Annotated in this window: 8 protein-coding genes; 1 reads left to right on the plus strand and 7 read right to left on the minus strand. The window is 60.9% G+C overall.

Annotated features, from left to right (window positions below; genetic code table 11):
- Positions 1–8 precede the first annotated feature (8 nt).
- Complete coding sequence (locus U862_RS0111530; RefSeq protein ID WP_025110541.1) at positions 9–1,535, minus strand: CoA-acylating methylmalonate-semialdehyde dehydrogenase; 1,527 nt, start codon at positions 1,533–1,535, stop codon at positions 9–11.
- A gap of 149 nt (positions 1,536–1,684) precedes the next feature.
- Between U862_RS0111530 and U862_RS0111535 the strand changes: the two genes are divergently transcribed.
- Complete coding sequence (locus U862_RS0111535) at positions 1,685–2,632, plus strand: LysR family transcriptional regulator (RefSeq protein ID WP_025110542.1); 948 nt, start codon at positions 1,685–1,687, stop codon at positions 2,630–2,632.
- Here the strand turns inward: U862_RS0111535 and U862_RS0111540 are convergent.
- From U862_RS0111540 to recC, 6 genes are all read right to left on the minus strand, one after another.
- Complete coding sequence (locus tag U862_RS0111540) at positions 2,629–3,084, minus strand: OmpA family protein (protein ID WP_177327331.1); 456 nt, start codon at positions 3,082–3,084, stop codon at positions 2,629–2,631. The genes U862_RS0111535 and U862_RS0111540 overlap by 4 nt on opposite strands.
- Positions 3,085–3,128: 44 nt before the next feature.
- Positions 3,129–4,397 carry a diguanylate cyclase domain-containing protein gene (locus U862_RS0111545; protein ID WP_025110544.1) on the minus strand — a complete coding sequence of 423 codons (1,269 nt, stop codon included), beginning with the start codon at positions 4,395–4,397 and terminating at the stop codon, positions 3,129–3,131.
- Entirely contained in the window at positions 4,394–4,969 is a 576-nt protein-coding gene (locus U862_RS0111550; protein ID WP_025110545.1) for a YfiR family protein, read from the minus strand. The genes U862_RS0111545 and U862_RS0111550 overlap by 4 nt, the downstream gene beginning before the upstream one ends.
- Before the next feature lie 119 nt (positions 4,970–5,088).
- Positions 5,089–7,188, minus strand: coding sequence for an exodeoxyribonuclease V subunit alpha (gene recD / locus U862_RS0111555; protein ID WP_025110546.1), 2,100 nt, complete (start codon positions 7,186–7,188; stop codon positions 5,089–5,091).
- Positions 7,185–10,874, minus strand: a complete 3,690-nt coding sequence (recB, locus tag U862_RS0111560; RefSeq protein WP_025110547.1) for an exodeoxyribonuclease V subunit beta — start codon at positions 10,872–10,874, stop codon at positions 7,185–7,187. Before recB ends, recD begins: the two co-directional genes overlap by 4 nt.
- Positions 10,871–14,323: an exodeoxyribonuclease V subunit gamma gene (gene recC, locus U862_RS0111565; protein WP_025110548.1), complete on the minus strand. Its 3,453-nt coding sequence runs from the start codon at positions 14,321–14,323 to the stop codon at positions 10,871–10,873. Before recC ends, recB begins: the two co-directional genes overlap by 4 nt.
- Positions 14,324–14,436: the final 113 nt, after the last annotated feature.

The raw sequence follows: 14,436 nt of genomic DNA on the forward strand, positions 1-14,436 counted from the left end.
GCCAGTCCTCAGCGCAGGTTGATGGTGGTGTTCACGCCGTCGTTGACGCTGTCGTCATCGAACCAGCGCGCCGTGACCGTCTTGGTCTGCGTGTAGAACTGCACCACTTGCTTGCCATACGGACCGAGGTCGCCGAGTTTCGAACCGCGCGAACCGGTGAAGCTGAAGAACGGCACCGGCACAGGGATCGGAATGTTGATACCGACCTGGCCAACATCGATTTCGCTCTGGAATTTACGCGCCGCTGCACCGCTCTGGGTGAACAGGCCCGTGCCGTTGCCGAACGGGTTGGCGTTGACCAGTGCAATCGCCTGATCAAGGGTGTCGACTTCCAGCACCACCAGCACCGGGCCGAAGATTTCCTGGGTGTAGATCTGCATGTCGGTAGTCACGCCCGAGAACAGGGTCGGGCCAACGAAGTTGCCTTGCTCGTAACCCGGCACCTTGATGTCGCGACCGTCCAGCTCAAGCTTGGCGCCTTCCTTGATGCCGCTTTCGATCAGGTCGAGAATCCGCGCCTTGGCTTTCTTCGAGATCACCGGGCCAACATCCGTGCCCGCCTCGCTGCCGGCGTTGACCTTGAGTTTCTGCGCCAGCGCTTTCAGGTCCGGCAACCATTGTTTTGCTGCACCGACCAGCACCACCACCGAAGTGGCCATGCAACGTTGCCCGGCCGCACCGAAGCCGGCACCGACCAAGGCATTCAGCGCTTGCTCGCGATTGGCATCCGGCAGCACCACAGCGTGGTTTTTCGCGCCCATCATCGATTGCACGCGTTTGCCGTGTTTGCCGGCCAGGTCGTAAACGTGGGTGCCGACCGCAGTCGAACCGACGAACGATACCGCCTTGATGTCCTTGTGGGTGCACAGGCCATCCACCACGTCTTTACCGCCGTGAACCACGTTGAGCACGCCTGCCGGAACGCCGGCCTCGATCGCCAGCTCCACCAGCAGCATGGTCGACAGCGGATCCTGTTCCGAAGGCTTCAAGACGAAGGTGTTACCGCAGGCAATGGCCATCGGGAACATCCACAGCGGAATCATCGCCGGGAAGTTGAACGGGGTGATGCCGGCGCACACGCCGATCGGTTGGCGCAGGGTGTAGGTATCGACGCCGCCCGCGACGTTTTCGGCGAATTCGCCCATTTGCAGCGTGCCGATGGAGCAGGCGTGCTCGACCACTTCCAGGCCACGGAAAATATCGCCCTCGGCGTCGGCAATGGTCTTGCCCTGCTCGGCGCTCAGGACTACGGCGATGCGTTTGGAATGCTCGCGGATCAGCGCCTGCAGCTTGAGCATGATGCGCATGCGTGCGCCGATCGGGGTCAGTTTCCAGGTCTGGAACGCGCGATGTGCGGCACTGATGGCGGCATCGACTTCAGCGGCAGTGGCGAACGGCACCTTGGCCAGCACTTGCTGGGTCGCCGGGTTGACGATGTCATGCCACTCGGTGGTCTGCGATTCGACCCACTCGCCGTCGATCAGCAGCTTGACCTTCTGGACCGTGGTTTCGTTGGGCGTAAGCGATGCGTTCATGCTGGTCTCCGAAACTTGTTTTTATCGTAGGAGCCAAGGCGAAAGGTTCGCCTTGAGATGAGGCGTGTGTCACGAATTGGTTGTCGGACTGTTTTTGGAGTATAGATGTGCAAACTTCTAATAAGAACGCACATATAAGCCCGTCCATCATGCAAAAAAACATCACCTCTCTGGGGTCTCTGAACTGGGATGACCTCAAGTTTTTCCTCGAAGTCGCCCGCACCCGCAAGGCCAGCACCGCGGCCAAACGGCTCGCCGTCGACTACACCACCGTGTCGCGACGCATCAGCTCGCTGGAAGCGGCATTGGGCACACTGCTGTTCGAGAAGTCGCGCACCAGCGGTTTCGTGCTGACCACTGAAGGCCAGCGTCTGCTGGGTTATGCCGAGTCGATTGAAAGCACGCTGCACATGGCTTGTGAACAGGTATCAGGCTCCGGCGTGGCACTCTCGGGGCATGTGCGCATGGGCTGCACCGAGGGCTTCGGCAGCTTTTTCATCACCCCGCAGCTGAGCCATTTCGTCGACGCCTACCCGGCGATATCCGTGGACATCCTGCCGCTGCCGCACTTCATCAGCCTGTCCAAACGCGAAGCCGATATCGTCATCGCCCTGGAGCGTCCGGAACACGGGCCGTACGTCTGCTGCAAACTCTGCGACTACCGTTTGCAGCTCTATGCAACTCAGGACTACCTCGACAAACACCCACCGATCCGCCGCCCGGCAGACTTGGGCAAGCATCAATTCATCAGTTATGTGGATGACCTGGCGTTCAGCTCGGAGCTGCTCTACCTGGCTAACGTGCTGCCGGGCGCCAACGCACCTCTGCGCAGCACCAGCGTGATCGCGCAGTTCGTCGCGGCACAGCAGGGCCGTTCTCTGGCGATTCTGCCGTGCTTCCTCGCCGCGCAGGACCCGCGCCTGCTGCCGGTGTTGCCCGAAGAAATCGACATCACCCGGCAATTCTGGATGTACTGCCGGGAGGATTTGCGCAAGCTCAAGCGGATCACCCTGTTGTGGGATTACATCCGCGAGGTGACCGAGCGCAATCAGGGTCTGCTGATGGGACAGACGCGGGAGATGCGGTTTGCCGATTAATCGGCGCTGACCACAATCGACACCCGGCGGTTTTCGGTGCGTCCGGCGGAAGTGCTGTTGGACGCGACCGGCTCGCTGCTGCCCAGCCCCTGCAACTGGATGTTTTCTTCCTTCATGCCGACCGTGGTCAGCACCTTGGCCACACTCTTGGCCCGGCGCAGTGACAGTTGTTGGTTGTAGGTTTCCTTGCCCGACGCATCGGTGTGGCCGTCGACCCGTACCCGCTCGATGCCGACACCGACCAGTGCCTTGCCGATTCGCTCGACGATATCGGTGCTCTGGCGGTTCAGGCTTTCGATATCACTGCCAAACAGCACTTTGCCCGACAGGCCAAACTCCCAGCCCTCGTCGGTCGGCTCGAAGCCCTGTTGTTTGAGTACGGCGATCTGCGCAGGCGTCAGGCCTTTTGGCGGTGCGGTCTGGCAACCGGTCAGCGCCAGTACGGCGATCATCAGCAAGGTGGAAAACAATCGAGCGGGAAATGTAAACACGGGTATTAGCTCCTGGTTTGAAGATTGACGACCGGGTTCTCCGACCCGGCAGTGAATTGAGCGCCGCGCGACAGGCGCTTGGCCTGGTACATCGCGGCGTCGGCGGCATTGAGCAAGGCACCCGGTGTGACGCCATGATCGGGGAAAACCGCAATGCCGATACTGAGCGACGTCACCACACTGGTGTCACCCGGCAGCGCGATGGGCATGTCCATGCTGGCGAGAATCTTGTCGGCAATGCGCTCGGCGTCTTCTATCTTGTGCAGCGGCGCGAGCAGCACGGCGAACTCATCACCGCCCAACCGTGCCACCAGATCTTCCTCGCGCAGTTGCGCGCGCACCCGATTGGCGACCGCCACCAGCACCGCATCGCCGGCGGCGTGACCGAAGTTGTCATTGATGCCTTTGAAGCGATCGCTGTCGAGAAACAGCACCGCCACCCGCTCGTTGAGCTTGCTGGCATGACGCAAGGCGCGAATCAGCCGGCCCTCGAAAAACGCCCGGTTCGGCAAGCCGGTGAGGCTGTCGTGGCTGGCCTGATGGGCGAGGGTTTCGTTCTCGCTTTGCAGATGGGTCTGCCAGGATTCGAGTTCGTCGAGCAGCGCATTGAAGTCGTTGCCGAGGTTATCGAGTTCGGCGATCTGTGCCGGCGGTACGCGTCGATCCAGCGCGCGCTCGCTGCGGGCAGCATGGGCCACCGCCGCGAGACTGCGCAACGGTCCGGTAATACCACGTAATTGCCGGCGCGCCAGATACAGCGCGACCCAGGCACTGATCGCAGTACAGAGGACGATCCCCGCCAGACCGCTCAGCAAGAAGCGCATGAGGCTGCCGCCATGACCGACCAGCAGAATGTGACCGATCTCGCGATCCTGATGCACGATCGGCAGGCTGACCGGTTTTTCCAGAACGGTACGCGTGATCTGCATTTCCAGCTCGGAGAACAGGCCATTCTCGGGCCGCTGCCAACGCGCCAGCAACTGGCCCTGCGCATCAAAGACCTGCGCGTCCGCCACCTCTTCGGTGGACGCGATCAAGGCCAGCGCTTCAGTCGCGGCGGCCTTGTCGTTGAACACTACCGCCGCTTCCACGGTGTAACTGATCGAGCGCGCAATGAGCTGCAGGTTGTGGTCGGCGTAGACCCGCAACGCGAGAACGCCCAGCAGGGTCAGCGACACGCTGGCCATCGCCACGGCCACCAGCGCGACAGTCAAATGTCCACGGCCGATGACCGATCCCAGCGTCGGGCGGCTTCTGGAACTGAACAGTTTCATGGCGCCGCCGGTTTGCGGCGCGACAACTGCAGTACGCTCGGGTGGATGCGCACACCACTGCGGGCGACGGAGTCGAGATTGACCTCGAAGGAAACCTGCTCATCGCCGACCCGAAGACAGAACAGGCTACCGACCGTGCACTGATCACCACCTTCACTGATACTCAGCACCGGATGACCGATCAATGATGCGAAAAGCCTGCTGCGCTCATCGGCCGTGAGCTTGCCGATGTACACCGCATCGCATTCGCTGACGATGGCCGGGTTGTCGGCCAGCAGTCGACGTACCGCGACCGGCCGACCAGTGGCCTGCGTTGTACCTTTGACCAGATCGTCGGTGTATTCCGTGGGGCCGACAATGCACAGGCGCAATTGCGCAGGTTCAACCGGCCAGCGAGCGTAGCTGAGGATGCCAAGCACGACCTGCGTCACTGCCTGGGCGCGTTGTTCGGCCAGGCCCGCCGGCGTTTGTGGCTGCGCGATGGCAGCGTCCGTCAGCAAACAGAGCAGACCGACAAGCAATGCGTGCTTGCAGCGAACCACGCGCTCTGTCGCCCAGACAGCCACCTTCATGCAGGGATTCTCTTGGATCGTACCGAAATGATGCCGCAACGATAGCACAGCGGAGTAACACCAGCGAGACAGCGCCCTCTGACCGACTGGTCAGTAATCGGCGCCAAACGCCTGTCTTTTCATCCATGAGCCTCGCCGCCCTCCTCCAGTTCCAGCATCAGTCCACTCAGGCGCTTGACCTTGCGCTGCACCGCCTCTTCGAACACTCCGGCCCGGGGTTCAATCAAGGTGAACCAATGCTTGGCCCGGGTAATGCCGGTGTAGATCAATTCCTTGGTCAACACCGGATTCAAGGCATCCGGGAGGATCAGCGCCGTATGGGCGAATTCCGAGCCCTGGGATTTGTGTACGGTCATCGCGTACACCGTTTCAACGTCGTTGAGTCGGCTCGGCAGTACGAAACGCACGCCGCCCTGACCATCGTTGCGCGGAAAGGCAACGCGCAATACCGGTTTGCCAGCCTCTGGGCCTTCGCGCTCGGGCAACTTGAGGGCGATGCCGATATCGCCGTTCATCAGGCCCAGACCATAGTCGTTACGGGTCATCAGCACCGGCCGGCCTTCGTACCATTGCTGGTCATGCTCAATCAGGCGCGCCTTGAGCAGGGCTTCGGTGATCCGCAGATTCAGCCCTTCAACGCCCCAGGGTCCCTTGCGCACGGCACACAACAACTGGAAAGTATCGAACGCCTGCAACACATCCCGGGCCCAGTTGATCCAGTCCGGATGCTCCAGCGGCCTGCCTCCCGGCGGGCGTTGATTGCGCAGCACGTTCAGGTAGTGGCGATAGCCCTGCGGACCATCACCATGACCTTCAAGCACAAGGCGTTCAAGCTTGTGGTCGTACTCGCCATTGAGCCGCAGCGAAAATACATCGTCGTAGTGACCGGCCGCCAGCAACTGACGCGCCTCATCGGGCAACTGCTGATTGACCCGACGCGCAAGCTGACCGATGCCGCTGCCTTCACCGAAGCGCCGGGAATGACGCAGCATCACCAGTTGCTGGGCCAGCGGATGTGAGCCGTCGCGATCCTCGTGCAGGCCACTGCCCTCCAAGGACTCTCCACTGACCGACTCCAGCCACTGCCGGGTCTGCGGGTTGTACCAGCCTGCCTCGGCATCGCGGCACAGATCACCCAGCACCGCGCCGGCCTCCACCGAAGCGAGCTGATCCTTGTCGCCGAGCAACACCAGACGCGCATGCGGTGGCAACGCGTCGAGCAGATTGGCCATCATCTCGAGGTCGATCATCGAGGCTTCATCGACCACCAGCACATCCAGCGGCAAGCGGTTACCGGCATGGTGACGGAAGTGTCGGGTCCCCGGACGGCTGCCCAGCAGGCGATGCACGGTGGTCACGTCGCAGGGGATTTTCTCGCGCACGGCTTCGGCGACCTTCAGCGACTGCACTTGCTGACTGATGGACTCAGTCAAGCGCGCCGCGGCCTTGCCGGTCGGCGCCGCCAGACGAATGCGCAACGGCTGACCGGCTTCCACCGCCGGAGCCTGAAGCAGCGCGAGCAGGCGCACCACCGTGGTGGTCTTGCCGGTGCCCGGCCCCCCCGTGATGATGCTGAAGGCTCCGCGAGTGGCAAGGGCACAGGCGAGTTTCTGCCAGTCGATCACTGCACCCGACCGGGCGGAGCCGAACAACTCGTCGAGACGCAGGGGTAGATCATCGGGTGGCGTTTCGCCTTGGGCCAGACGTGTGCGTAACGCTGCATCGATACGCCGCTCATACGCCCAATAGCGCCGCAGATACAAACGCTTGCCGGACAGCACCAACGGACGCTGGTGCGCCGTGGCGCTGTTGTCCGCTGCCAACGCAACCAGAGCGCTGCTAGCCAACGCCTTGCACCAATGAGCGCCATCCAGCGTTTCAAGCAACTGCGACGGCAGCAGCAATACGCCACTTTGCACATCGCCTTCGGGAGGCAGCGACAGAGCAAAATCCGGTGCCTTGAGGGTTTCGAACACGTCGAGGCAAACATGCCCGTGACCCAGTTGATGGCTGGTCAGCGCAGCCGCGAGCAACACCAGCGGATCGGACTCGGGCGCGAGTTCGTGCAGAAAACCGACGAAGGCTTTGTCCAGCGAACGAAGCCAGCCGCGCTCGACCCAGCGATCGAGCAAGATCAGCAGGTCTGAGGCACTCGTCAGCGGCGCCAGGCTCGACGGTTTGTCGATTTCCGCTGACAGATCGGCAAAGGTACGGTTCATAGCAGGACTCCCTGTTCCCATGCGGGCTCGGCCTTGGGTTCCGGCTTGCCCTGGAACAGGCGATCCAGACGCTCGATCAGCTCTCGTGGCGGGCGCGCAAAATACACGCCGCGACTGTCTGCCCGAGTCCCTCGCAGAAACACATACAACGCACCACCGACATGTCGATCGTAATCATAGTCAGGTAATCGCGCCTTCAACTGTCTATGCAACGCCAACAGGTACAGCACGTATTGCAGGTCGTAACGGTTGTCGAGGATCGAGCGCTCCATGGCTTGCTCGGTATAGGCCGCATCATCGACGCCCAGCCAGTTGGATTTGTAGTCGGCCACGTAATAACGACCCTCGTGTTCGAAGGTCAGGTCGATGAAGCCTTTGAACATGCCGTTGAGTTGCACAGGCTCGGCGGCCACCCGTGCCACGCCATTGTGGGTGTACTGGCGCACCCACTCGTCGAGTTTGAGTACATCGACCTTGTGACTGGCAAACCAGAACTCCATCTCGACGCGGTACTGCTTCAGTTGCTCGAGAACCACCGGAGGCTGCCCGCCACCTGTCGGCAACGAAGATTTGAGCAGGTGGTGCAACCACTCACTCAGGGTGGTAATCCAGCCCTCCCAGCCGCGCAGGTTGCAGCGCCGGCCAATCGCGTCCTTGAGCGTCTCGAAGGAGACGGCGAAACCTTCATCCCCGGCCCACTCCAGCAAGCCATGGAGAAAAGTGCCCGGGTTAGGTCCACGGGGGAATCGATGAATATCGGCACCGCCGGCGATGATCTCACGCGGTGCATCCGGGTCGAGACGTTCATCATCGAACAGCTTTTGCGCCTGTGGACTGTCAGGCGCCTCATCACTGCCGACGCTCAGCACGTCGCTGATGCGCAAGGCACTGTAGGAGGCAATCCACCAGTTCTCACTGGCCTTGCGCTTGGGTACCAAGGTGGCACTGAGGATCGCCTCGTTGCGCTCGGGGCGATAAAAACCATCTGTAGCTTGCGGCATTTCCCCCGTGCATATGGCCGCACAGTCCTGCTGCAGGTCCAGCAGCCAACGGCTCAGGCCGATTGATTCACCTAGTGTTTCACCGCCACCCAGCAAATAACCAAGCGCCGAAAGGTGAAGTACCGAACTGTTGTTATTGCCGCGCTTGAGATCCGCGACACCCAGCCAGCAGGCATGTTGCGCGCGAGTCAGGGCGACGTAGAGCAGGCGCAGGTCTTCAGCCAGACGCTCATCGTCCGCCAGGGCGATCAACTCGGCAGTCGGCTTCAGGCTCACCTGAGCCTTGCCGGCGGCATCGTGGTAATGCAGTGGCAAGCGGCTGCCATCCACAGGTTTTGCCGAGCAGATGAAAGGCAGGAACACCAACGGGTACTCAAGCCCTTTCGACTTGTGGATAGTCACCACCTTGACCAGTTGCTCGTCGCTCTCAAGACGCAATATCTGCTCTTCACCGGCCTGACCGGACAACGCCAGCAATTCTCCCAGATGACGAATCAGCGCCTGCTCGCCATCGAGTTCTGCTGCGGCCTGTTGCATCAGTTCCGACAAGTGCAAAAGGTTGGTCAGCACCCGTTCGCCATCACTGCGTGCGATCAGCGTCTGCGGCAAATGGAAGTCGTGGAGCAGGCGCCGCAACATCGGCAGCACACCTTGCTTGCGCCACAGTTCGCGATAACCACGGAACTGCATGACCCGGGCTTCCCAGACCAACTCGTCCTGATTCAATCGCTCCAGTTCAGCCAACGGCAGATTGAGGGTGATGCAGGCCAGTGCAGCCTTCAGCGAACGCTCGACATCCGGCTCAGCGCAGGCCTTGAGCCAGGACAGCAGGTCATGTGCTTCCTGAGCGGCAAACACCGAGTCCTTGTCCGACAGATAAACACTGCGCACCCCACGGCTGGCGAGCTCTGCGCGTATGGCTTGGGCCTCTTTGCCATCGCGTACCAGAATCGCGATATCGGAAGGCCGCAAGCCTTTGAAGCTTTCTCCTTCCTGAACGAATCCCGCCGCACCGGTTTGTCCGCCATTGAGCAATGCAGTGATTTCGCTGGCACAGGCCGCCGCCAACTGCTGGCGATAGACTGCGCCTGAGAGAGGCTGGTCCGTCGGTAGGTGCCAGACGTTCAATGCCGCGACATCCTGGCTGGCAATCTGCAGCCGTTCTTTGCGCCCCTGAGACTCAACTGGCTGGAAGGGTACCGGGTTTTCCCCGTTTTTTTCTCGAAACAAAAACGCGCCGCGTCCCTGCTCACGGGACTCGGCGCGTTCGAATACATGATTGACCGCGTTGACCATGCCATGGCTGGAGCGGAAGTTGGTGCCCAGCGTATGCAGGCGGCCGGTGGTGGCCTGACGCGCACGCAGGTAGGTGTAGATATCGGCGCCACGGAACGCGTAAATCGCCTGTTTCGGGTCGCCGATCAGGAACAGACCGGTGTCTGGACTGTTGTCTTCGATGCGGTAGATGCTCTCGAAGATCCGGTATTGCACCGGGTCGGTGTCCTGAAACTCATCGATCAACGCTACCGGAAACTGCTCGCGGATCACCGCTGCCAAGCGTTCGCCGCTGTCCGATTGCAACGCCGCATCGAGGCGCAACAGCATGTCGTCGAACCCCATCTCCGCACGGCGCCGCTTCTCTTCTTCAAAGCGTGCGCCCACCCATCTTGCCGCGTGCTGCAGAACAGCAGCGTCGGGGGTCGGCAGTGCGTCGAGACGCGACTTGAGGCCTGGCATCGCGTCCAGACCCGGATGGTTCGGTGCCTGGCCCTTCCAGGCTTCGGCCATCCCGTCAGGGGTCAGTCGGGTGAAACCGGTGCCGATGTCCAGTTGCTCCATGGCCTCGTCTTCGGCCCAGGCCTTGAGCTTCTCGAACCAGGGCTCGAAGTAGCGCGCCTGCATCTTGCGCCCGTCGACCGCTTTGCTCGCAACGCCCTCATGACAGATCACCAGCAGCTCGTCTGCCCACTGACGCCAAGGCGTTTTCAGTTCGAGAAGCGCGGCACGCCGTTCCTGCAGGCACTCCTCGATCAACTCTGCGGGCGCTTTGCCTTCATCGTTGTCACGCTCACTGCCAAACAAACTGCGCACCCGTGGCAACAACGCGGCCGGCCCGCCCCAGTTGCCACGCACCCAGTTCAGCGCATCTCCCTGCATCGGGTAACAGAACAGTCGCCAGTAATCGCGCAACACTTCACCGAGCAGATCGCTGTGATCGGTTTCCAGGGACTGGGTAAACAGGCTGCCACTGTCGAACGCGTGTTCGCGCAGCATGCGCTGGCACCAACTGTGAATGGTCGAGACAGCCGCTTCATCCATCCACTGCGCGGCGATGTCCAGACGATTGGCGCAGCCAGGCCATTGTGACGGGTCAAACTGCTCACGCAGTTCGTCGATCAGTCCGTCCGGCGCTTGGGTCTCCTCCCGGAAAAAACGCGCGGCCTCGGCCAGCCGTGTGCGGATTCGTTCACGCAGTTCTTTGGTGGCGGCATCGGTAAAGGTCACCACGAGAATCTGCGGTGGTAGCAGTTCTCGGCCAAAGCCGTTCGGCTCGCCGCCGTGCCCAAGGATCAGACGCAGATACAGAGCAGAAATGGTAAAGGTTTTGCCGGTACCGGCGCTGGCTTCGATGAGCTGACTGCCGTGCAGCGGGAATGCCAGGGCCAGAGGTGTCTTGCCGCTCATGTGCGTGCCCCTTCGCTGGTCAATGAGCGCCAGGGCGCTTCGTACAAGGGGCGATACAACGCGTCGCACCAACCGGAGAACGTTTCGTCGGCAATCAATGCATCGAAGTCGGCGAATTGTCGGGAAAGCGCAGGGCTCTCGCGGCGCTCGCCTTCGCTGTTCTGGCCGTCGCCTTCGTAGGCTTTTCGGGCAGCAGCGTCGGCCTTGAGCGGGTCAGTCTGCGCAAGCCAGGCGAAGGCGGTCTTTACCGCAACCGGCAGTGGCTGGCGCATGCCGGCCTGCCAGGCGAGCAGCAGATCACCAAGGAAACGCACAGCCCTGTCCTGCTCCATCGGCTCAAGCAGCAACGTATCGTCACTCGCCACCAACGCCGTGCTCAGCGTGAGCCCGCTCGCGCAAGCCACCAGGTGATTGACCCAGGGTTTGGTCAACCGATGCCATTTTCGACTTTTGATCGAGCCGATGCTGTTGGGAATGGTCGTGACCGACAACACGCCACCGTCCGCTCGTTGATGCAAACCGGCAAGCCAACCTTCAACGCGTACACCCTGCAATTCAAGATTGACCGGGATCGCACTGGTCAAGGGCGTTGGCCACAACGCCAGAAGCTGTTGGTAACGTTGCAGCAAGTCCGGTAACGGCTCGATCAACTCCCTCTGGAGACATTCACCGAAACCGGCCATGGGCAGCAAGCCACTGTTTTGCAGACGCCGGGCCTGATCCTCAAGCGCACGATCGACATTGTGTGGCTGCCTGAGTGCGGCTTCGAGCAGGCTGTCGCTCAGTGTGTAGCGCTGCAACGCATCGAGCACAAAAGGTTCTTCGTCAGCCAGCGGGGCCTCAGCGGCCTCGAAATACACTTTGAGTCGCTGAGTGAAAAAGTGCCGGATCGGATTACGCAGGAAGTCCTGCAGCAAGGCCAGGCTCAATGGTTCTTCTTGAACATGCGGCGCCAGTAATTGCGCTTCGTGTTGCGACTCATGGAGTTGGTGTAAAACCTGCCATTCACGGGCATAGCTGAACAGCTGATCGCCTTCATGGAAATAGCGTGAGCTGAACGGTTGCAGTGGATGCTCCTCGGTCATGGCGCTCAACAGATCCCGCTGTTCATCGAGCAACCGCCAGCCGCTGGCAAGGTGGTCGCGCAACTGGCCGATCAGCACCGACGCGGGACGCTCACTGTTGTCGCGAATACTACGCCCGACCCAACTGATGTACAGCTGATCACGTGCAGACAGCAGCGCTTCGAGCAACAGATAGCGATCGTCTTCACGCCGCGAACGGTCCCCTGGACGGTAATCACTGCCCATGAGGTCGAAGTCCAGCGGCGGTTGCGCCCGGGGGTAGTCGCCATCGTTCATCCCCAGCAAACAGACTAGTTTGAACGGGATCGCCCGCATGGGCATCAGCGTGCAAAAGTTTACCGCACCGGCGAGAAAACGCTGGGAGAGGCGCCCTTGATCCAGTCCCGCGAGCCAGGCTTCTCGGACCACCGTCAACGGCAGTTCATCGACCAACCCTACGGACTCGCAGGTTTTCAGCCAGGTCTCGCGCAGCTCTTCAAGTTGCGTCAGCAGATAATCGTCGTGCTCGTTACTGGCCTTGAAAAACAACTGCATCAGGACTTGCAGACGCAGGCCCCACGCCTTGGGTTGAGCGGCCTGAGTGAGCTCGTGATGGGCCCGTTCCAATGCGTCGAGCAAAGCAACCAAGGGCCCGATCAACGCAGCATCAAGACCACCGATCTCATCATAAGGCTCAATACCCGCGCAGGCGCTGGAGCTGCCGACGGCGTACCCCAGCAGCATTCGCCGCAGGCCGAAATGCCAGCTGTTCTGCTCCAGCTCATCCGGCAAGCCCAGACCGGCACGCTGTTCGGCGTTCATGCCCCAGCGCACCCCCGCCCCTTCGATCCAGCGATGCAGCGTTGGCAGATCACGCTCTTGCACGCCAAAACGGGCGCGTAGTGCGGGAACGTCAAGCAGGTCGAGGATCTCACTGACCGGGAAACGACTGTCCGGCAATTTGAGCAGGTGCTCGACTGCAATCAGCAATGGGTCCCGGCCGCGCTGCCCTTGGTCGGCCAAAGTGAAAGGGATGAAGCGTGGATCATGCCGATCCAGTTGACCAAAGACTGCCCGAATATGCGGTGCATAGCTGTCGACGTCCGGCACCATCACGATCACATCGCGTGGACGCAGATCCGGATTGGCGCTGAAGCGTGCGAGCAACTGATCGTGGAGGATCTCCACTTCACGCTGAGCGCTGTGGGCAATGTGAAAGCGGATGGACTCGTCGTGTTCGAGATCAACAGCAGGCCAGTATTCACGTGTTTCGTTGAGTGGCCGCAATTCGAGGATATCGTCCTGAAGCTGATTGAGCAGGTTCTGTGGCTGATTCTCACTGAACAGGTCGATACGCCCATCGCGAAAAGCAGCGCGATAGCTGTTGGGGTCGTCATAACTGTCCAGCAGGTTGATGTAATCGCGACCCTGCTTGCCCCACGCGGCAAGTAGCGGGTGGGCGTGTTGATGCAACGCATCGGGATCGAGTACCGCTGGCATTCCGGTCTTGCGACTTTGGCGCTTGTATTGATGGCGCAGCAGATCCTTGTCCGCAACGATATCGGCCCAATGATGCCGGCAAGGGTTATGCACACACAGCAGCACCTGGCTGAAACGCGCAAGTCCCGCCAACGCCTCGAGCACTTGGGCCGGCAATGAAGATATGCCGAACACGATCACCCGCGTTGGCAGTCCCGCAGGTGCCTGCTCAAGGGCGTTTATGCGCTCGATAAATCGCTGGTGAACACCGGCTCGACTCTGCGCCATGCCCTGTTCACCCACGTCCTCCAACAGCGCACGCCACAGTTCAGCCTGCCAACAACTGACGGGGGGTAGTGGCTTCACCTCGCCTCTGACATTGCGTAACTGGTGCCGGCCTTCGGCCCAATCTTCGAGCCAATCAGCCCGATACACCTGGTATTGGTCAAAGAGGTCCGCCAAGCGTTCGGACAACTGGTAGCGCTTGCGCAAATCGGTGTCATGAGTAAGGAAGCGTTGCAACGGCTCAAAATGCGGGCGATCAATCACCTGCGGCAACAAGCGCATCAGTCGCCAGGTCAACGGGGCTTTGTCGAGCAGGGATGTGGCCGGGATTTCGTCGCGGCCCAACACCATACGGTAGAGCTGCCACATGAAACTGCCAGGGAGTTGCACATCGATGGCAGCGGCTATCCCGCAGCCACCGAGGTCATCCTCTTCAGGGTCTTCAGCCAGAGCCAGTTTCAGCCACTGGGCGATACCGTTGCTCTGCACCAGAGCGATTTCATTCTCCAAGGGCGCCAATGGATAGCGCCGCATGATGCTGACCACCAGGCTGCGTAGTTCGTCCAGGCTATTGCTCTGGACCACCATGAATGCAGCGTTGAGGGACGAGGCGTCCGGCATAAAAGCTTCCTTGGAAAAGTACAAAAGCCAGGGCAGAACCTTAGCACTGTCGGCAGGCTGTGACAGCCGGAAGGGGCACCTGCATGTCGTAGGAACTTTCCTGCGGGCAAAAC

Origin of the sequence: Pseudomonas sp. H1h, assembly GCF_000633255.1 — a bacterium.
In the GTDB taxonomy this organism is placed as follows: Bacteria; Pseudomonadota; Gammaproteobacteria; order Pseudomonadales; family Pseudomonadaceae; genus Aquipseudomonas.